We start from the raw sequence: 19,754 nt of genomic DNA on the forward strand, positions 1-19,754 counted from the left end.
TTTATTAATATCATCCAATCCCATCATATATAACAAAATATAACGGTCCAACTTTAGTTACTTTAAAATCTCCAAGTTGGGCCCCGCCTTTATCAACAGGTCTTTTATCAAAATAATAGTATTTTACGTTATCTTGAGTACTATCATGAGAACTTTCAATAATACGAGATTCTAATGCTGCCTTTCTATACCCTGTTATAAACAAGTGTAATCTTAGTGCATAATAAGGATTCAAGTGCATAATTATTGTAAATGCCATTATTATGCTAATGATTAATATAATGAGTTTTTTTCTCACCAATATAACCTACCTTCCGTTTATATTCTAAATAAAAGTCGTTGAACTCCCACTACAAATCTATACATTATTGGATAAATTACAATTAATATTAGTAAAGAACTTAATAAACTTAAATCATGTGCCACTAAAAACGAGAAAATCAATGATATTAAACACAAAAAAATTATCACGATGTAACCATACATAAAAAACTTTCCTATGAAGGTGAAAAGTTTACTTTTTCCTTCAAATTTATCAATCCAAAATAACTTATTTAAAAATCTCTTCATTTTTGAGATCATATTCACAGTTTAAACTCCTTTCTTGACTTGATGCGTAGTTCTTTGAATTATATAAATATTATATAAATAATGAGCCACAATTATATTTCTCATCATATTCTTTTCTAAGCTTTTTAACCTTAGGTAAAATATCATAATTACCTGTCAAAACATCTTGTCCATAATTTCTTAAAAGTCTAGCATATTTCTCAATAACAATTATGATTTCATCATTACTAGAGTATTTATCTTTATAATACTCTAATTTTTCTGCAGGAATCTGCTCATAAAATGAATCTATATTTTCATAATTAAGATACTCATAAACTTGAGTATTGCATTTTCTATATATAAGTAAATCATCCAAGTCATATGTTTGTTCTTTCTTGAGGAATTTATTAATTAATTTCTTTTCTTTCACAATAATGTATATAACAATAGGAAAACTGGGTGCTTCAATAACATGATTTATAATTTTCAATTTAAAACCTGTTTTTTCAAAAATAATGCAAGGTCTAGTAATATCATCTTCACTAATTCCATAACTAAATCCAAATTCCTCAGTCAAATAAGAAAACTTCTCATTACATAGTTGAAAAAATAACTCACTCTCCATAATTATGCTCCTTGTAATAAAAATCTAACTTCTAAATTTGATTGTATATATGAAAATTATACCATATATGAGTTATTATGGACATTGAAAGTAAAAACACCGTATAACATATACGGTGTTTTAATTCTTACTTCTTCATAACTGGAATCCAAATTTCACTTCTATAGTCTGGTGCTGTTGTGTCCTTACTTTCATTCCAAAGTATCTCTGGCCCTTCTACAACTTCATAGTTTGAAGCTGGCAGCCATTCTGAGTATATACGTCCCCATATATTTTGTAGTGTCTCTGGGAATGGTCCTTTAGCTTCAAATACAGCCCAAGTTGTAGGGGCCACTTCAAGCTTCTTAAATTTATCAGAACATTCTTTATTTGTAGCTACGCCAATATAGTGATCAAGTCCACCTTTTTCTTCCATTCTATTTTCTGAGAAGTTTGTTGAGGCACTAATAATTCCTCTTGGGTCTACATTTGAAAGTTCCTTAAGCTCTTTAATGATCTCTGGAGTTAAACTTTGCCACATAGATGCGATTTCAGTATTTACTCCATTAAATACTATTGGAACTCTCTTCATAATTCCTACTATGGAAAATCCCTCTTTTTCTTCAATTCTATACTTCATTTCATTTCCTCCCTTAATTGTAAGTTGGAAGGTCATTCTTGGATATGCTTTAAGAGCTTTACCATTATTCCTTGCTTCTGAAGGTGTTATTCCGTGTAAATTCTGAAATGCTCTAGTAAATGAATCTGGTGAGTTATATCCATATTTTATTGCTATATCAATCACCTTAAAATTACTATTACTAAGCTCAAATGCAGCAAGAGTAAGTCGTCTTCTGCGAATATATTCAGATAAAGTAATACCTGCAAGGAAAGAAAACATTCTTTGAAAATGATACTCTGAGCAAAAAGCTATTTTAGCTACTTCCTTTAAATCAATTTCTCCATCTAAGTTTTCTTCGATATAGTTTAATGCATCATTCATTTTTCCTAGTGAATCCATTTGTATGACCTCCTTTCATTAACAGGATATCAAAATTTTAAAATAGTCATCCGACTTTTCCTGCACAATTAAGTAGGACTGTTTATTTTCGTAGTGTAAACAAATATATTTTCATTATACTTTAAAATGTTAAGTTTAGTTGACAAAATTCCAGTTTTACTTGATAGAAATGATATTTATCCTTTAGTATACTATAACTAATCAATAGCTGTTGAAATAGAAGAAAGGCTGGTGACAATTGTGTCCTTAGGCGAAAAATTATTAGATTTACGTAAAAAGGCAGCTTTATCTCAAGAAGATGTGGCTGAAAAACTAGGTGTATCTAGGCAAACAGTAAGTAAATGGGAAAGTGATCAAACTGTTCCTGAACTTATTAAAGCTAAGTTATTAAGTGAACTTTATAATGTAAGTTATGATTATCTTATAAGTGGCACCCCTATTGGTGGTGACCTTACTAGTATTGAATTAATAGTTGATGAAATTGATTGGACTAGTGCTTGGAGTAAAAAGTATCCAATATTAGCTTCATATCAAGGAATGAAGGGAATAGAAACCTATAGCAAAAAAATTTCTGACCTATATGATACCTTTAAAAATGAGTTCAATTTTGATGATTCTGACACAGTTTTAGTTTTAAAAGATATTCTTTATCAAAAATATAAAATGGCAAAAAAGAAGAATAAGTAAACTATGAAACACTAAAAGAACAGTATACTAATTTAATATACTGTTCTTTTGCTTAAAACCACTCATTTCTTCCCATCTAATAGTCTATTGCTTTCTTTTATTATATAGTCCATATATTCTAAAGCATCGTCTCTTCTCTTAATAAAAGACTTATAATAAGACTCTTTACTATCTTTTCTAAGCTTCATGGATTCCTTAATTATATTATGCCATTTGGAAGGAACTTTTCTTAAAGCATACTCTCCTGCTTCAACCTTAGAGGTTATATCCTTTTCATTTAATGTATAATAAAGACGGGAAACACCTAAAACTCCCCACTCAATATTCTTTAGACTAACAAAGGATCCAATGTATTTTGATGACATAAATTTCTTACAGCCATTCATCCAGTTCACCCAGTAGCTATTTAGATTATTCCTCATTTCATTAATTAAAATATCAAAATTAACTTCTAGTTTATAATCATCAATGTCTTTCCCTTTTATGACCATTCCACATTTTTTTAATTGATATGCATCTACTGAATTTCTATTAAACTTTACATAACCTTCAAATTTTCCATCGTTAAACCTAACACATCTATTCTCTTCTTTTTTTATGGATTCAATATCTTTTTCAATTACATACATTCCATCTAGTGTAGTCTTTCGATATTTTTTATTAATGCTGTTATGAATATATTTTAATTCCTCTAATTCTTCATCACTAATTTCTCTATTAACTACCGCAATAAAATCGATATCACTAGAACCATAATGAAATTTTCCTAGAGATAAAGATCCATAAATATAATAGCCTTCAAGAAAATCTGGAATTCTTTCTTCTATCATTTCTATATGCTTGTCTATAACTAACTTAACCTTTTTAGGTATATATCCCATGACTATTCCTCTTTTTAAATTAATTTTTATTTTTTATAGTATTAAAGTGAATTTACTTTATTATACTATGTAAAATGTAAATATTTACTTAAGAATCTTTAAAATTCTATTACAAATTTATTAAATATTTCAAATTCTAAAAAATAAAAGGAAGTCCCATGACTTCCAAAACTATTTATTCTACCCATTTTCTAAGAGTATCTTAAGCATTCTTTCAGGATTTTCAAGATATGCCCTTGTAATTTTATAATGCTCAGTTTCTTTATAATTAACTTTTTTAATACCATCATTTAATTCATAGATAACAGAATCAGGATATGACATTATTATTGGTGAGTGAGTTGCTATTATAAACTGAGAGTTATTACTTATAAGCTCATGCATTATAGCTAGCATAGACATTTGTCTTGATGGTGAAAGTGCTGCCTCAGGCTCATCTAAAATATATAATCCATTCCCGCTGAATCTATTTCTTATAAGTGATAAGAAAGACTCCCCATGAGATTGCAAATGAAGAGATTTTCCTCCATAGAATTCCGCCGCATCAAGTTCATCTACATTTGTAGCTACATTATAAAAGCTCTCAGCTCTTAAGAAAAATCCATCATGTGGTCTCTTAACTCCTTTAACTAGCTTTATTGCATCATGTAATTCTGAATGAGTATTCTTTGTTAAAAAGTTAAAATTTCTAGTTCCTCCTTCTGGATTAAAACCAAATGCAATAGCAATCGCTTCAAGTATTGTTGATTTACCGGTTCCATTTTCACCTACTAAAAAAGTAACCTTTGGGTGAAACTCCATCCTATCCAAGTTTCTTACTGATGATAGGCAATATGGAAATTCAGAAAAAGATTTTATTCTTTCATGTCGTAGCTCAACATGTCTTAAGTATTGATCAAAATTCAATTACTTTACCTCCAGCGGTTCTAGCTTATTTTTTTACACTTAGTGTTTATATAAATAATTGTAAATATAATCATTGCAAATATTGAAACCAGATAAAAAGTTCCAAATATATCATTGTACTTAAAGAAATTAGCTAATGCAGTTATTATTGAAACATATATGCATAGTGTGCCTACTGCCCTACAAAGCTTTTTCTCATTATATTCTTCTTTTTCTTCTTTTGAAGCTATGTTATATCCAATTATAAGAAAGCTTCCTTTTCCTGAAAAGATTAATAAAGCTATTATTAAGAATATAATAGCCACCCCAATTAACATAAAATATCCCCTCGTAAATAATTCACACTTTAATTATACATCATATTATGCAATTATTTCCAGTAATTCTGATGGCTTGTCTATAACATAATCTGCACCCTTCTCTTCTAAAACTTCTCTGCCTCTAAAACCCCAGGTGACACCTACGCATTTAATTCCAGAATTCTTAGCAGTCTTTACATCCACTTCAGAATCTCCTACATATATTGAATCATCAGTCTTTGAGCCTAATTCTTCTAGTGCCATATAAACAGTATCTGGTGCAGGCTTTTTAGCAATGTGCTCTGATTGTCCAATTGCTACTTTTATATATTTTCCGAAATAAATTTGATTAAGTTCTTTTACTGCCTTATCAAACTTATTTGATACAATTGCAAGCTTATAGTTTTCTTTAGATAATTTTTCTAAAAGCTCCATTATTCCATTATAAGCATTGGTTTTATTTTGCTTATTTTTAGAATAATGCTCTTTAAAGTCTGCAAGACATATATCATACTTTGGATTACTACGTCCTTCTGGAATAGCTAGTTCAATTAAACGCGCAACTCCATTTCCAACAAATCTTCTAACCTCATCTTTTTCCCTGACTGGGAATCCATGACGTGCTAATGAGTAATTTACGCTATCTGTTAGATCATCAAGAGTATCAAGTAATGTTCCATCTAAATCAAAAATAATTGTATTGCACTTTTTCATATAAAATTCCCCCTTAAGATAAATAAGCATGTCTAGTTCTTGTAAATTAATTATAGCATAGAAAAAACTAATCCTATGACATAACTCATAGGATTAACTTATAAAATCTAATTAATTTTTATCTATATCTAGAATTGTTTGTAATAATACATTTGCACCCTTCCAGCAGTTTTCAAGAGGAGTAAATTCTTTTTCGCAATGGCTATGTCCATTTTCACTTGGAACAAAAATCATAGTGGTTGGGATTATATCTGTAATAAATTGAGCATCATGCCCTGGCCCACTATATATTCTCCTAACTGAATACCCATATTCCTTTGCATTTTTTTCAACATAATCTACAAATTGAGAATAGAACTTAACAGTTTTACGTGACCACGCCTCTTCAAAACTTGCTTCACATTTTTCGACTACTTTAGGAATTGCATTAATTATTTCAATAACCTCTTTAATCACTTCTGGATCTTGATGTCTTGCATCTAATGTAAACTTAACATTATCAGGTATAACTGTATGAATATTGGGATGTGCTGATATTTTACCTGTAGTATAAACTAATTTACTATCAAGCTTATCTAATTCATCATGTAGGTATTGAATTGTCTTTACAGCTGCATATAATGCATCTTTTCTGTATTTCATTGGAGTTGTTCCAGCATGATCTGCTTGACCTATAAATGAAAATTCATAGTTAATCATACCGCAAACCCCTTCGACAACACCAATATCAACTTTTTCGTCTTCAAGCACTGGCCCTTGCTCTACATGTAACTCTACTAATGCCTTAAATTTTTCAGCTGATGCTCTATTTTCAAGTTCTCCCATATATCCACTAGCTTCTAATGCCTCTTTGAAGGTAACTCCTTCTATATCCTTTGATGCAAGCATCACGTCTTTATCAAATTTACCAGTTATAACTCCAGATGACATCATAGCTGGTTCAAAACGTGCACCCTCTTCATTTGTCCATACAACTACTGTAATTGGATGCTTATGTTCTATTTTTTCTGTAACTATCGTTTCTGCCACCTCAAGACCAGTTAAAACGCCTAAAATGCCATCATAATTTCCCCCTTGCTTTACTGAATCCATATGAGAACCCATCATAATAGCAGGTAGTCCTTTTTCTCCTGGTATAGTTGCATAAATATTTGCCATATCATCAGTTCTTATCTCCATTCCAAGGGCTTTACACCTTTTGCAAAACTCTTCTCTAGCTTCTAAGGCTGCTGGTGATAAAGATAATCTTGTGATTCCGCCTTTTCCAGTATCTCCAAATTTACTAAAGGTTTTTATTTTATCTTCTAATCTTTCTTTATTACAAATTAACATCTCAATATCCCCCTTAATCTTATTTTTTATTTACTCTTTTTCCAGATGATATAGCCTCAGCAGGACAAACAGTTACACATAGTTGACACCCTACACATTTATCTACTATTAATATAGGCTTATTAGTGTCTTCATTCATTTTTATTGCTTGATGGCCACCATCATAGCAAGATAAATAACATCTTCCACAGCCTACACATTTTTCTCTATCAAATCTTGGATAACATATGCTACATCTTTCAAGCTTATCTGCTGGCACGATATTAGGAAGAGCCTTTCCTACAATTTCTCTTACGTTTTTTAACCCTTGAGAACTTAGATATAGCTTCATTCCACCAATTAAATCTTCAATAATTCTATAACCATATTGCATAACAGAGGTAGTTATCTGTAAGTTTTCACAACCTAATGCCATAAATTCTACCGCGTCTCTCCAGGTTTCAATTCCACCCATTCCACTTATCTCAACGCCTTTTAAATCTTCACAAGTTTTCATATCATGAATAAAACGTAATGCTATTGGCTTAACAGCTTTACCTGAATATCCTCCAATACTGGTTTTTCCAACCACATTTGGTTCTGAAGCAAAGGTTGAAAGGTTAACATTCATTATGCTTTTAATTGTATTTATAGCAGCAATTCCTGTAGCTCCTGATTTCATTGCAGCTATTGCTGGCACTTCCATGTTTCCTATATTAGGCGTCATTTTGGCAAGAATAGGTAAATAAGTTCCCTTTCTTGTAGCCTTTGTATATAAAGAGACTAAATCTGGATTTTGACCAACATCTGAACCAACCCCTTTTTTAGTCATATGTGGACAAGAGAAATTACATTCTATAATATCAGCTCCTGCCTCCGTCATAAGCTCTGCAAGCTTGGTCCATTCTTCTTCATTTTGTCCCATAATTGATGCTACAATAATCTTAGTTGGATAGTTTTTCTTTAATTTCTTAAGAAATGCTATATTTTCTTCTAATGTGTAATCTGAAATCTGTTCTATATTTTTAAACCCCACAAAAGGTACATTTTCTTTAGTAAGCGCTGTAAACCTTGGTGAAACTTCGTTTGGTACAAACATTCCTATGGTTTTAAATGCTACCCCAGACCATCCCATTTCAAAAGCTTTTGCTACCATTTCATAGTTACTTCCTACAACTGATGAAGAAAGGAAAAAAGGATTTTCACATTTAACTCCACAAAATTCTATAGATAAATCAACTTCTTCCTCTTTTACTTTAGGTTGATTTGAAATTGCACTCATTATTCTATCAATCTTAACTGGATTATTAATTCTGCCCTTTAAACAAGCCTCTTTACATGATTTAGCATCACAAGCATCACAGGGTACTAAATTAGGCAATTTATTTACTGCTCCAGCCCTATTTTCAAGCCTTAATGAACGAATGATACTATCCACTTCAAGATGATTGGGACACGCTTTTGTGCAAGGTGCTTCATAACAAAGTAAACAACCTGACACATCTTCTCTTATCGAAATTTCTTTATAACTCAAATTATTCATATTCATGCCCCCTAACAAAAAATTTAAGATTACTTACGTCCTATTCTCTTTACGAATTGTCCTATCCCTGGGTTTCCTACAAAGTCCCCATTATCATATACTAAAATTCCACGTACATAAGTCTGTACTGGATATCCATGAAGCTTCTTACCTTCCCAAATTGTGTGATCATAGTCTGAATGCATATTACTAACTGAAATAGTAAAATCCTTATTGGGATCATAAATTACAATGTCGGCATCCTTTCCAACTGTAATAGATCCCTTTTGTGAACATCCAAATATCTTAGCTGGATTAGTTGAACATAATTCTACTACACGGTTGAAGCTTACTACTCCCTCATTTGCTTTAGAAAGCATATATGGATATAAGTTTTCAACACCTGCACATCCATTTGGAATCTTTGTAAAATCATCCTTTCCCCAATCTTTTTCATAACTCTGGAATGGACAGTGATCTGTAGCTACTGTATCAATAGTGCCTAACTTTATAGCTTTCCATAATGCATCTTGGCTCTCTTGCCCTTTCATTGGCGGAGAACATACAAAATTCCTTCCATCTTCTCTTTTATAAACTTCACTTGTAAATTCTAAATATTGTGGACAAGTTTCAATATAAATATCATGTCCTTCAAGCTTTGCTTCTACTGCAGCTTCTAACCCTTCTTTATCTGCCATATGAACTATATATAAAGGTGCTTCAATAGATTTTGCTAAGTGTACAGCTCTCTTATCAGCTTCTGCCTCAACGTACTCTGGTCTACTTAAATAGTGATACCAAGCTGAAGTTTTTCCTTCTTTTAAGAATTTTTCGATATTTAAATCAATTAGATCTGGATTTTCTGCATGAATATTTGTAATTGCTCCAGTTTCTTTTGCCTTTGATAAAATCTTTACTAAGGTTGCATCATCAACCATCATTCCTTCTTTTTTATAAACTAAGAAGCACTTGAAGCTTGTTATACCATAATTAACAGCTGCCTCAAATTCATCTAAAATTGAATCATCGTTTAAATCTGTAATAATGCAGTGGAATGCATAATCAACACAGGCCTCAGGGTCACACATTTCTTGTCTAGTTTTAACTGTTTCAAGTATTCCGCTGCCTTTTCTTTGCATTGGGTAATCAAAAACTGTTGTAACTCCACCACAGGCTGCAGCTCTTGTTCCTGAAAGATATCCATCAGCTGAAACTGTTCCTCCAAAAGGCATTGCTAAATGAGTATGGGCATCAATGGCACCAGGTAATACAAGCTTTCCACAAGCATCCACTACATTTACGCCTTCTTCTGAAAAACCTGTTCCAATTGCTGCTATCTTACCATCTTTTACAGCAATATCAGCCACATAGGATTCTGTCGATGTTATAATTGTCCCGTTCTTTATAATTAAATCCATATGAATTCCCCTTTCATTCTTAAACTTATAAAAATATTTTAAAATTTATTAAAAATAGAATTTATGTGTCTCCGATGCTTTAACGAGCCTCACTAAGAATTAATTCGATTTTTTCGATATAATTGCACGCTCCTATAGCTTCTTCAGTTACTTGATCCTATTTTTACAATTAAATTTGTACAGTATCCAAAAATTCTCTAAGCTATAAATTTTAGAAATTTTTATTTAAATTAGGATGAATGAACGGTAGATACATATGAGCGAGCATCTCGAATTAAAGAGTCTTTGAAGGTGAGATTGCGTAAAAAATTGTATTGTCTGAACGCAGTGAGTTATACAATTTTAGCAAGATCACCAGAGAAGAGTCTATTAATTCTTTGCGATGCTCATTCAGTATCTTAAGTTGCTTCATCCTAATAGCATAATAAATTTGTAAATGTATTATAGAATTTTATTATTTTGTAGCTTCTTTCCAGTATTCTGAATTGAATGTTGTATCATCAACTACTGGAGTTTTAGCTAAGTCTTTATTATAAAGTTTTAAGTAATCAGCTGTTTGACTAACTGCTTTCATATCAATTTGTCCAATCTTTGCTGAATCAAATCCTTCTGGAGTTACAAGCTTAGCAACTTCTTTTGCCATGTATACCTGGTGATCTAGTGATACTGATTTATCTACATCATAAACTGTCTTACCTGCTGCTTCTGGATCTTTTGTAGCATCCTGCCATCCTTTTATGGAAGCTTTTAAGAAACTAACTACTGTATCTTTGTTTTCTGATGCCCATTTAGAATTTACAAATAAGCAATCCTCAAGCATTGCAACCCCTTCTTTGTTCATATCAATTACATTTAAATCATCCTTTGATATTCCACTTTCAAGTAGTAAGCCAAATTCGTTATAAGTCATAGCTGATGCAGCATCTACTGAACCTTCCTTTAATTGATCCATAGTATAATCCTGTTGAACGAGTTTTAAATCTTTTTCCTTGTCTAGGTTATATTTTTTAAGTAATGCAAGAATTTCGTATTCATTCCCACCAAACCAGTTAGCAACCTTTTTACCTTTTAAGTCAGCTGGTGAATTAATTCCAGCAGATTTCTTTGAAGTTAATAATAGTCCTGATTTCTGGAACACTTGAGCAACTTCTTGTAATTCATAACCTTGAGCTTGATACGTCATTAAGCTTGAAACCCAAGTAACTCCAATATCTGCTGCTCCGTTATAAACATTCTGTTCTGGGATAATATCACTACCTCCTGGTAAGATTTCAACATCAAGTCCTGCGTCCTTGTAATATCCTTTTTCCTTTGCCACATAGTAACCCATAAATTGAGACTGTGGTAACCACTTTAATTGAAGCTTTACCTTTTTCAATTCTCCTGTAGGTTTTGCTGCTGTATCTGTAGCTTTAGAGCTACAGCCTGCAAAAATTGAACCTACCATTACTACACTTAATATTAAAGCTGATAATTTTTTTCTCATTATAATCTCCCCCTATAAATTTTATTTATCTTTGTGAAGCATGCCACTTTATAGCTCTGCGTTCTACCAATAGTACAATCAAGTAAAGGATAATTCCAATAAGTGCTGCCATAACTATATAGGACCAGCCCATTGCCATCATTCCTTTTCTTAGATTATCTTTAACTCCAAAACCAATTCCCGATGTTGATGAAGCGAAATATTCACTTATCATTGCAGCCATTATTGCTGATGCTACATTAATCTTTAAGGCTGTTAGCACACTAGGCAAGCAGTTTGGTAACCGAAGTTTAAAGAAAATTACCTTCTCTGATGCTGCATAGGATTCTAACAAATCTTTAGAAAATGGTTTTAAATCATTAAGTCCCCTATAAGCATTAATTGCCATAGCGGCCATACATATAACAGTTACAACACCAACCTTTTGCGCAAATCCACTGGTAAACCAACGGTTCATTATTGGTGATAATGCAACAATTGGTATGGCATTAAAAGCGGCTATTACACTTAGCCCTGTATAACCCCACTTTGGAAATTGTGTGGCTATTACAGCAACAAGAAATCCAATTAAGCATCCTAATGCCAATCCAACTAATGCTCCAGACACTGTGACTACAGTATCTCCTAAGGCTTTTGATAAATTATCCTGTAAAGTCTTCATAATCTGTGATGGTATTGGAAGCTGAAAGGGTTTAAAGCCTAATGCAGAATGAATAAGACCCTTTTGCCAAATATAAATTACAAGAATTCCAAAACCAATTGGCCATAAAGCATTTTTAATTTTTTCTGTCATAGATGAATCTCCCCTTTCTTATGCAGTTTGTTTTCTCCAAGGCATACAGATTTTTTCTAAAAGAATTACTATAAAATAACTTACTATACCCATTAGCGCACTAGTTACCACTGAACCCCAGAAAACATCTTTTGTGCCAGAGTATAGGGAATATAAGAGTTTAACTCCTATTCCTCCACTTGAACCAAGCATGTCAACTAAGATTGAAGCTGTAATTGACATTGGTGCAGCTATTTTTAAGCCTGCAAATAAATAAGGTAAGCTATAAGGAATCATAAGCTTGTAGTAAATACTCTTTTTCTTTGCAGCATAGGAATATAAAAGTTCTTTTTTATCGTTTTCTACACTATTTAGTCCACTTAACATATTTACTGAAACCGGAAAAAACGTGATATATGCTGCTATAACTATTCTTGAAGTATTCATATCTCTAACAAGCGTAAATATAATCGGTGCTAATCCTAATACAGGTATCATTTGAGATAGAATCAAATATGGAAGTGCAATTTTCTCTGCAATTTTTGAAAGACTCATTATTATAGCTAATATAAAACCTATTGCTGCACCCAGTATGAATCCAAATACTGCTCTTGAAAATGTTAGTCCTGCTGCTCCTATTAACTCGTTGAAGTTTTGAACTATTGATATAATGACACCGTGTGGATATGGCAATTTTGCATCTGCCATTGGATCATGAACTACTTTATCTAAAATAAAAGCAACTAATTCCCATATCAGAAAGATCCCAATAGTCCAGACTAAGTTAACCTTGTACCTTTCTTTCTTACTTATCATCCTCATACCCCCTCAAAGCTATTTCTGATTTTTGTTATATAATCATAAAATTGCTGTGATTGCTTTGATTCCATATTTCTAGGTCTAGGTAAATCAATATCAATTACTGCTGAAACACGCCCTGGATGTGGCGATAGTACAACAACTCTATCTGATAAGAATACTGCTTCAGAAATGTTATGAGTTACGAATACAACAGTCTTTTTTGTCTTTTTCCAAATATCTAATAAATCTTCATGAAGCTTTTCACGTGTAAATTCATCTAATGCTGAAAAAGGTTCATCCATTAGTAGAATCTCTGGATTAATAGCTAAAGCTCTTGCAATACCAACTCTTTGCTGCATTCCTCCACTTAATTCATATGGATAATGCTTCCCAAACTTAGATAATCCAACTAAATCAAGCATTTCTGTAACTCTAGCTGTACGGTCTGTTTTCTTCATACCAAGCAGTTCCATTGGCATGCATACATTTCTTCTTACAGTTCTCCAATCGTATAAAACTGGATTTTGGAATACTATTCCATACTTCTTTTGAAGTCTTATATCTCTTGGAGTTTGCCCTCTTACTGTAATTTTTCCTGTGGAAGGTTGTAATAAGTCAGCTATAATTCTAAGTAGTGTAGTCTTTCCACAACCAGAAGGTCCAAGTAGTGAAATAAACTCCCCTTCTCTTATTTCCAAGTTTACATCTTTGAGTGCCGTAACTGGCTTTCCCCCATTTTTATCTTGGTAAATCATGCTTAAGTCTTCAATTTTGATTTCTATTTTGTCCTTTTTTGAATTTGAGGTTTCATTCTTTTCAAATTCCATTTCTATTTCATTTATCATGCTCACTTCCATATACCTCCCTTTTTTTATAAGAAAAACGGCACAAAACCTTTCGTTTTGCGCCGTTGCAAATATCTTATATTTAAAACAATCTACTATATATAGTTAGCAAATCTTGTTTATTAATTTCTTTTATTGTATTTGATGGACTTCCGCTATTCATTGCATCCTGAGCCATCTTATCTACTACCTTATCAAAATCCTCTTTGTTTATTCCATATTCTTTTAATGTAGGAATCTCACAAATATCACATAAATCCTTTAATTTTTTTATAAAAGCTTCTGAAGCTTCTTTGTCACTTTTACTATTATCAGCTGCCCCAATTGTCCTTCCTATTGCCCCAAATCTCTCATAGCTACCATCTAAAACATAAGAAAGACATTCCTTTATAAGCATGGCATTTGAAATTCCATGTGCTACATGGAATAATGCCCCTATTGGCCTACTCATTCCATGAACTATTGTTACTGAGGAATTATTTATGCATACTCCAGCTTCATACGCTGCTAAAGCCATTTCTTCTCTTGCCTTTTTATCTTCCCCATTCTTATATACTATTGGAAGGTAAGTAAAAATTCTTTTTATAGCAGATAATGCAAAAGTATCAGTTAAGGGATTAGCTTTTCTCGATGTATAAGCTTCTACTGCATGAGTTAGAGCATCCATTCCCGTTGCTGCAGTGACACCTTTTGGTGCTGTCATTGAAAACTTTGAATCAATAATTGCTAAGTCTGGCAGCAAAGCTTCTCCTTTAAGTAGCATCTTAATATTCTTCTTAGAATCAGTTATAACTGTAAACTTAGTAGCTTCTGATCCAGTTCCTGCTGTAGTTGGAATTAATACTAATGGTGGAAAATCCCCATCAATTGCTAATCCCATGTAATCTGAAATATTTCCCTCTAGCTTTGTCATGGCAGCTATAGCTTTACCACTATCTAAAGGACTTCCCCCACCTAATGCAATTATGAAATCACATTTAGTTTCTTTATATACCTTAACTCCACTTTGAATCATTACATCTGTAGGTTCACCTATAATATCATTAAAAATTTCATAATCTATTTCCCATCTTTCAAGGGAATCCGTAAGTATTTTAACTGTGCCTATTTTAGTAACATTCTTTCCTGTTACAATAAAAGCTTTTTTCCCAAAGGATTTAATTACTCTTTCACTAGCTTCTAATGCATTTTCTCCCATAACTGTATGTCCAGGTAAAGTAAATTCAAACGCCATCATTTTCACCTCAATTAGATATATTTCTTATCAACAATGTATAGTACTTCATCTAATTTCACTAACTCTTCTTCTAATTGCTCCTTTGTGATAATTAACGGAGGTGCTACAAGAATCATATTTTCATGGGTATATGTCATAAATTTTCTTGCCTTTAATTCTCCTAATATTTTCCCCATAATTCCTTCTGGATCCTTACCATATGGTACTAGTGGCTCCTTAGTCTTCTTATCCTTAACTAATTCTACGGCTGAAAATAATCCTATATATCTTACATCTCCAACTGATGGATGCTTCTCTTTTAATTCTTCTAATCTTTCTCCAAGCACTTTTCCAACTGAATTTACGTTTTCTAATATATTCTCATCTTCATAATAGTTAACGCAAGCAATTCCCGCTGCACAAGCTAACGGATGTCCACTATAAGTTAATCCACAGGATAGTAAGTTATCATCAAAGTATTCCGCTATTTCTTTACTTACTACTACTCCTCCAAGCTGTACATATCCACAAGTTACTCCTTTAGCAAATGTCACTATATCTGGTTTAATATCAAAGTTTTCAAATCCAAACATCTTACCAGTTCTACCCCAACCAGTCATAACCTCATCACATATCATTAGAATTTTAAACTCATCACATAGCTTTCTAACACCTGGAAGATATCCTTTAGGTGGAATAATAACTCCATTTGACCCTGTTATAGTCTCAAGTACAATAGCAGCTATACTATCTGGCCCTTCGTATATAATTTGTTCTCTAAGCTTATCCAAATAATACTTTGTTGCAGCTTCCTCTGATTCAAATTCTATAGCTTCCCTATAAATATATGGATCAAAGAATTTTATAAACCCTGGAATTCCTGGCTCTAACGCATATCTCCTTGGTTCTCCAGTTAGGTTTCCTGATCCAAATGACGATCCATGATAACTACGATAACGACTAAATATTTTTGATTTCCCAGTATATAACCTTGCTATCTTTACTGCATTTTCATTAGACTCTGCTCCTGCATTTGTGAAAAAAACTTTCCCCATGTTGTCTGGCATTAGCTCTATTATTTTCTTTGCAAGCTTTGCACGAGATTCTGCACCAAAGGATGGTCCTATATAACAATATTTATCTACTTGTTCTTTAATTGCATCCCCAATTACCTTACTTCCGAAACCAAGATTCATATTAACAAGCTGTGATGACATATCTGAATATCTATTTCCATCATAATCCCAAAAATAAATTCCATCTGCTTTTTCAACTGGAATGGGATTTATATTTCTTTGTTTACTCCATGATTGTAAATTATACTTTTTCAATGTGTCTTTTATTTCTTCTGCTCTCATACCCTTCACTCCCCTTTTATAAAATAAAAATGGCACTTGTTCTATTGAACAAGCGCCATCGCTGTTTACCTATCTCTTTAACATGTTTTTATTATATACAGGGATTTTATGCATTTCAATGAGTAAATGACTAATCTTATTTGTGCATTTGCACAAATCACAAAATATCTCTGATGTAAAAAGCTAAGTAAAATCTTAACTTTTGATCTAGATCTAATGGATTAAAGCCAGTAACTTTTTCAATCTTCTTAAGTTGATTATTAACTGTATTTCTATGAATGAATTGTCTCTCAGCAACTAGACTCTGACTTCCATTACTTTCAAGATACATATATAAGAAAGTCATTAAATCCGTATTATTTTCTCTATCATACTTTTCTAAATTTCCTAAAGTGGCTTCATAATATTCCTTTAATGCATCTTTATCCTTTGTATTTAATAGTAACTTATAAATATCCAATTTATCATAATAAACTACTTCATTATTTTTCTTTCTAGCCATAGTCATAGCTGTATAAGCATTATTAAAATTGTCAGCTTGTACCTTAATTCCAACCTTATTATCACTTATACCCATATGTACCTTCCAATAAGGTTCATTCCAACTCCTAAAAAATGTGTTAACGAAATTCTCTATATCATAATTTCCATAATTAACAAGTAGCAGAACTAAACAATCATTATAGGAAAAGGCGATATACAGTTCATGAATGCTTCTAGCTATTCTTTCTGTATATCTTTTTATTCTATTCATATCTATTTCTTCATCATTGCCTTTTTCATTTCTAAAAGACATTACAATGAAACAGAAATGACTATCTCTTAAATATCCATACCTCTCCATCTGTAAAATGTGAGTTTCTAAATCTCCAACTTTAAATATAATGTTTTTAATAGTTGTTGCAATACTTATTTCAGCCTGCTCTTTTTGCATAATGCGATAGCAAATATCCCTTGTGATATCTACCATTCTTGTTTCCCAAGGAATAGTATAAAGTGGCATATTAACTTCATTGCAAAACTTAATTACCTCTTTAGGTATTGATTTTGTGTATGGTCCAATATTTACTACAAAGGCACTTATACCCACATTATATAACTTTTTTGTATATTCAAGCAGCCATCCATCATAGGTATTAAGCATTCCTGAAGTTAGTACAACTTCATTTCCATGAAGAAATTTACTTACCTCATCATTTTCAATAATATGTACCCACTCCACTAACCTATTAAGACCTTTTTGTCCCGCAAGTAGCTTCATTTGGTATAAAACTGCCCCATTTCCAAACAACTTTCCCACAGTAATTGACATATGCTATCGCCCCCATAACATAGTTATATTTTTAGATTTTATTATACCTTAGTTGAAATAATTCTGACAATTATTATTTGTTTGTTGTAAATGTAAAAGAGAAGCCCTCAGGCTTCTCTTCTATTTATGAAACATTATATCTATATACTTCAAAATATCTTCATCCTGTACTTTCTTTTTCCTATATACATATAACAAGCTCCAAATTTGATACTTTTTGTGCAAATTTTCTTCATTAAGTTCTAAGTTCCTTTTTCTTAATTCCTTTATTAAAAGTTCTTCTACATGAGCTACTTCTGAATTCTGTCTTTTATTCTTAGCTGATAAATCTTCTGCTAATGGAAAACCTGCTCTAAACTTTTCTACTAATTCATCATTTTTACTAATAAACAATTTTAAATAGGTATAGTAATCTTCACCTTTTTCTAAAATTGCACTCCTCATGTTTTCCTCCATCTTTCTATACCAATACTATCTCTAGTGCTTGAATTATACTTCAGCTTTATTTATTAGCTTCAAAAAACTCTTTATATTTCTTTTCTAAATCTATATTATCTATAGCTAAGATCTTTTTAGATAAGTAATATGCACTTGCCATTACACCTGCTACCCCGCCACCAGGGAAGACCCACTGCCCAACTAAATAAAGATTATTTACTTTAGTTTCTTGAGGAATAAATTTGCCGTAGTTTCCTTCATTCATCATCCAACCCATAAATGCACCCTCAGTGCTATAGGTATATCTTTCAGAAGATACTGGAGTTGACGCTACACAAAATAGGATAGACTTTCTAAAATCTTCGCCCATTTTTTCGCAAATTCTATTAGTTATAATAGTCTCTACTTCACTCTTTAATTTTCTATATTCTTCTCCTCTAGTACCATCTTTTCCAGTCTCCCAGTTATTATGATATTTATATGGTAGGTAAGCTAATATTGTAACTGAATGATCTAACTGTTCTTTAGGTTTTTCACTTACGATAAGCCATATAGGACAATTATATGGAGTATAATCATCAAAATCCATATCTATGGTATCCTTGTCCATAATAGCAATATAGTTTACTCCACCAAAATCATAGTCTCTACTTACTCCCATGAAATTAATCATAGCTCCAGGATATATTTCACGTTTTTCTACACTATTTCTTAATGGTTCTAATTCTTTTGAATCCTTAGCAAGTTTATTCACTGTATAGAGTACTGATGAATTCGAAACTACAATATCAGCATAGTATCTACACCCATTAGTGCACTCCACGCCTTTTGCAACTCCATTTTCTATAAGAATTTCTTTAACCTCAGTATTTAATAGCACTTGTCCATCATTATAATTAATATTTTGCACTACAACATCAGGAATTGCCTGCATTCCATTAATAGGATAGTAAACAATATCTCTATTTACTACATCCCATCTATAGACATACCCTAAGTACACCATATTACATATGCCCTTTGATATTATAACGTTAATTAAATCTTTATCCTTAAATGTCTTTTTTAATATGGGATATGCATTTTTCATTCCATATTTCATTAAGGTTGGTCTTTTTATCATAGACTCAATTCCAAATTTAAGCTTTTCAAATAACCCCATTTCATAAGGAGGTTTTGGTGCCCCTCCACTATACATTTCACTTAAAATCTTCTCATTTAAGTTAAAAAAGTTATTAATGGCTTCTTTTTCATGCGGAAATTGTTTTATAAAATCACTTTTTAATGTAGCTGAGCTCAAGATATAATCCTTATCCCCAGTAAAAATTCTTAACTTTTCTGTTCTTTTAGTAGTCTCAACTGATACTCCAAAGTATTTTAAAAATCCAGTTATATCACCATTTTCACCAAGCTCCATTAGGCCTTCTAACCCAATGTCAAAGCGGCATCCTTTTCTATGAAATGAAGTAATAAACCCACCAGGTTTATCGTGCTTTTCTATAACTAAAACGTTCTTTCCTTCTTTAGCTAAAAAAGCTGCAGTACTAAGTCCTCCCATGCCTGCCCCAATTATAATAGCATCATATCTATCGGCTTGTGACATATGTAAAT

At 32.0% G+C, this 19,754-nt stretch carries 20 protein-coding genes; 1 reads left to right on the forward strand and 19 read right to left on the reverse strand.

Going from position 1 to position 19,754, the window contains the following annotated elements; all coding sequences use genetic code 11:
* Positions 1-10: 10 nt before the first annotated feature.
* The 3 genes from PTZ02_RS08450 to PTZ02_RS08460 form a co-directional block, all read right to left on the reverse strand.
* Entirely contained in the window at positions 11-298 is a 288-nt protein-coding gene (locus tag PTZ02_RS08450; RefSeq protein WP_274227350.1) for a hypothetical protein, read from the reverse strand.
* A gap of 342 nt (positions 299-640) precedes the next feature.
* Positions 641-1,177 (reverse strand): hypothetical protein, encoded by a 537-nt coding sequence (locus PTZ02_RS08455; RefSeq protein WP_274227351.1) that lies wholly within the window; start codon positions 1,175-1,177, stop codon positions 641-643.
* Positions 1,178-1,304: 127 nt separating this feature from the next.
* Positions 1,305-2,177 carry an AraC family transcriptional regulator gene (locus tag PTZ02_RS08460; protein ID WP_274227352.1) on the reverse strand — a complete coding sequence of 291 codons (873 nt, stop codon included), beginning with the start codon at positions 2,175-2,177 and terminating at the stop codon, positions 1,305-1,307.
* Between the two features lie 240 nt (positions 2,178-2,417).
* Between PTZ02_RS08460 and PTZ02_RS08465 the strand changes: the two genes are divergently transcribed.
* Positions 2,418-2,864, forward strand: coding sequence for a helix-turn-helix transcriptional regulator (locus PTZ02_RS08465; protein ID WP_274228081.1), 447 nt, complete (start codon positions 2,418-2,420; stop codon positions 2,862-2,864).
* A gap of 62 nt (positions 2,865-2,926) precedes the next feature.
* Here the strand turns inward: PTZ02_RS08465 and PTZ02_RS08470 are convergent, their stop codons facing one another.
* The 16 genes from PTZ02_RS08470 to PTZ02_RS08545 all read right to left on the reverse strand — a co-directional run bounded on the left by PTZ02_RS08470 (position 2,927) and on the right by PTZ02_RS08545 (position 19,746).
* Positions 2,927-3,745, reverse strand: a complete 819-nt coding sequence (locus tag PTZ02_RS08470; RefSeq protein WP_274227353.1) for an aminoglycoside adenylyltransferase domain-containing protein — start codon at positions 3,743-3,745, stop codon at positions 2,927-2,929.
* Positions 3,746-3,925: 180 nt separating this feature from the next.
* Positions 3,926-4,651: an AAA family ATPase gene (locus PTZ02_RS08475; RefSeq protein ID WP_274227354.1), complete on the reverse strand. Its 726-nt coding sequence runs from the start codon at positions 4,649-4,651 to the stop codon at positions 3,926-3,928.
* 20 nt (positions 4,652-4,671) lie between these two features.
* Complete coding sequence (locus tag PTZ02_RS08480) at positions 4,672-4,968, reverse strand: DUF3784 domain-containing protein (RefSeq protein ID WP_274227355.1); 297 nt, start codon at positions 4,966-4,968, stop codon at positions 4,672-4,674.
* 45 nt (positions 4,969-5,013) lie between these two features.
* On the reverse strand, positions 5,014-5,664 hold the full coding sequence (locus PTZ02_RS08485) for an HAD family hydrolase (RefSeq protein WP_274227356.1): 651 nt from the start codon (positions 5,662-5,664) through the stop codon (positions 5,014-5,016).
* 111 nt (positions 5,665-5,775) lie between these two features.
* Complete coding sequence (locus PTZ02_RS08490) at positions 5,776-6,996, reverse strand: Zn-dependent hydrolase (RefSeq protein WP_274227357.1); 1,221 nt, start codon at positions 6,994-6,996, stop codon at positions 5,776-5,778.
* 19 nt (positions 6,997-7,015) lie between these two features.
* On the reverse strand, positions 7,016-8,518 hold the full coding sequence (gene preA, locus PTZ02_RS08495; RefSeq protein ID WP_274227358.1) for an NAD-dependent dihydropyrimidine dehydrogenase subunit PreA: 1,503 nt from the start codon (positions 8,516-8,518) through the stop codon (positions 7,016-7,018).
* A 29-nt stretch (positions 8,519-8,547) separates the two neighbouring features.
* Positions 8,548-9,915, reverse strand: a complete 1,368-nt coding sequence (gene hydA / locus PTZ02_RS08500; protein ID WP_274227359.1) for a dihydropyrimidinase — start codon at positions 9,913-9,915, stop codon at positions 8,548-8,550.
* A gap of 454 nt (positions 9,916-10,369) precedes the next feature.
* Positions 10,370-11,401 (reverse strand): ABC transporter substrate-binding protein, encoded by a 1,032-nt coding sequence (locus PTZ02_RS08505; RefSeq protein WP_274227360.1) that lies wholly within the window; start codon positions 11,399-11,401, stop codon positions 10,370-10,372.
* A 25-nt stretch (positions 11,402-11,426) separates the two neighbouring features.
* Entirely contained in the window at positions 11,427-12,194 is a 768-nt protein-coding gene (locus PTZ02_RS08510) for an ABC transporter permease (protein WP_274227361.1), read from the reverse strand.
* Between the two features lie 18 nt (positions 12,195-12,212).
* Entirely contained in the window at positions 12,213-12,989 is a 777-nt protein-coding gene (locus tag PTZ02_RS08515; RefSeq protein ID WP_274227362.1) for an ABC transporter permease, read from the reverse strand.
* Positions 12,990-12,991: 2 nt separating this feature from the next.
* Positions 12,992-13,801, reverse strand: a complete 810-nt coding sequence (locus tag PTZ02_RS08520) for an ABC transporter ATP-binding protein (protein WP_274228082.1) — start codon at positions 13,799-13,801, stop codon at positions 12,992-12,994.
* A 100-nt stretch (positions 13,802-13,901) separates the two neighbouring features.
* On the reverse strand, positions 13,902-15,053 hold the full coding sequence (locus tag PTZ02_RS08525) for an iron-containing alcohol dehydrogenase (protein WP_274227363.1): 1,152 nt from the start codon (positions 15,051-15,053) through the stop codon (positions 13,902-13,904).
* A 14-nt stretch (positions 15,054-15,067) separates the two neighbouring features.
* A complete protein-coding gene (locus tag PTZ02_RS08530) occupies positions 15,068-16,393 on the reverse strand; it encodes an aminotransferase class III-fold pyridoxal phosphate-dependent enzyme (protein ID WP_274227364.1) in 1,326 nt (441 codons plus the stop codon).
* A gap of 157 nt (positions 16,394-16,550) precedes the next feature.
* The gene (locus PTZ02_RS08535) at positions 16,551-17,705 is read right to left on the reverse strand and encodes a PucR family transcriptional regulator (RefSeq protein WP_274227365.1); all 1,155 of its coding nucleotides are present in this window, start codon (positions 17,703-17,705) and stop codon (positions 16,551-16,553) included.
* A 120-nt stretch (positions 17,706-17,825) separates the two neighbouring features.
* Entirely contained in the window at positions 17,826-18,149 is a 324-nt protein-coding gene (locus PTZ02_RS08540; RefSeq protein WP_274227366.1) for a hypothetical protein, read from the reverse strand.
* A gap of 58 nt (positions 18,150-18,207) precedes the next feature.
* Positions 18,208-19,746, reverse strand: a complete 1,539-nt coding sequence (locus tag PTZ02_RS08545; protein ID WP_274227367.1) for a phytoene desaturase family protein — start codon at positions 19,744-19,746, stop codon at positions 18,208-18,210.
* Positions 19,747-19,754 lie beyond the last annotated feature (8 nt).

The organism is Clostridium sp. 'White wine YQ' (assembly GCF_028728205.1).
Classification (GTDB): domain Bacteria; phylum Bacillota; class Clostridia; order Clostridiales; family Clostridiaceae; genus Clostridium_T.

Coding starts and splice junctions, on each gene's coding strand:
- PTZ02_RS08455 (WP_274227351.1), bottom strand. CDS start 1,177: ATGGAGAGTGAGTTATTTTTTCAACTATGTAATGAGAAGTTTTCTTAT.
- PTZ02_RS08460 (WP_274227352.1), bottom strand. CDS start 2,177: ATGGATTCACTAGGAAAAATGAATGATGCATTAAACTATATCGAAGAA.
- PTZ02_RS08470 (WP_274227353.1), bottom strand. CDS start 3,745: ATGGGATATATACCTAAAAAGGTTAAGTTAGTTATAGACAAGCATATA.
- PTZ02_RS08480 (WP_274227355.1), bottom strand. CDS start 4,968: ATGTTAATTGGGGTGGCTATTATATTCTTAATAATAGCTTTATTAATC.
- PTZ02_RS08485 (WP_274227356.1), bottom strand. CDS start 5,664: ATGAAAAAGTGCAATACAATTATTTTTGATTTAGATGGAACATTACTT.
- PTZ02_RS08490 (WP_274227357.1), bottom strand. CDS start 6,996: ATGTTAATTTGTAATAAAGAAAGATTAGAAGATAAAATAAAAACCTTT.
- preA (WP_274227358.1), bottom strand. CDS start 8,518: ATGAATAATTTGAGTTATAAAGAAATTTCGATAAGAGAAGATGTGTCA.
- hydA (WP_274227359.1), bottom strand. CDS start 9,915: ATGGATTTAATTATAAAGAACGGGACAATTATAACATCGACAGAATCC.
- PTZ02_RS08505 (WP_274227360.1), bottom strand. CDS start 11,401: ATGAGAAAAAAATTATCAGCTTTAATATTAAGTGTAGTAATGGTAGGT.
- PTZ02_RS08510 (WP_274227361.1), bottom strand. CDS start 12,194: ATGACAGAAAAAATTAAAAATGCTTTATGGCCAATTGGTTTTGGAATT.
- PTZ02_RS08515 (WP_274227362.1), bottom strand. CDS start 12,989: ATGATAAGTAAGAAAGAAAGGTACAAGGTTAACTTAGTCTGGACTATT.
- PTZ02_RS08520 (WP_274228082.1), bottom strand. CDS start 13,801: ATGGAATTTGAAAAGAATGAAACCTCAAATTCAAAAAAGGACAAAATA.
- PTZ02_RS08525 (WP_274227363.1), bottom strand. CDS start 15,053: ATGGCGTTTGAATTTACTTTACCTGGACATACAGTTATGGGAGAAAAT.
- PTZ02_RS08530 (WP_274227364.1), bottom strand. CDS start 16,393: ATGAGAGCAGAAGAAATAAAAGACACATTGAAAAAGTATAATTTACAA.
- PTZ02_RS08535 (WP_274227365.1), bottom strand. CDS start 17,705: ATGTCAATTACTGTGGGAAAGTTGTTTGGAAATGGGGCAGTTTTATAC.
- PTZ02_RS08540 (WP_274227366.1), bottom strand. CDS start 18,149: ATGAGGAGTGCAATTTTAGAAAAAGGTGAAGATTACTATACCTATTTA.
- PTZ02_RS08545 (WP_274227367.1), bottom strand. CDS start 19,746: ATGTCACAAGCCGATAGATATGATGCTATTATAATTGGGGCAGGCATG.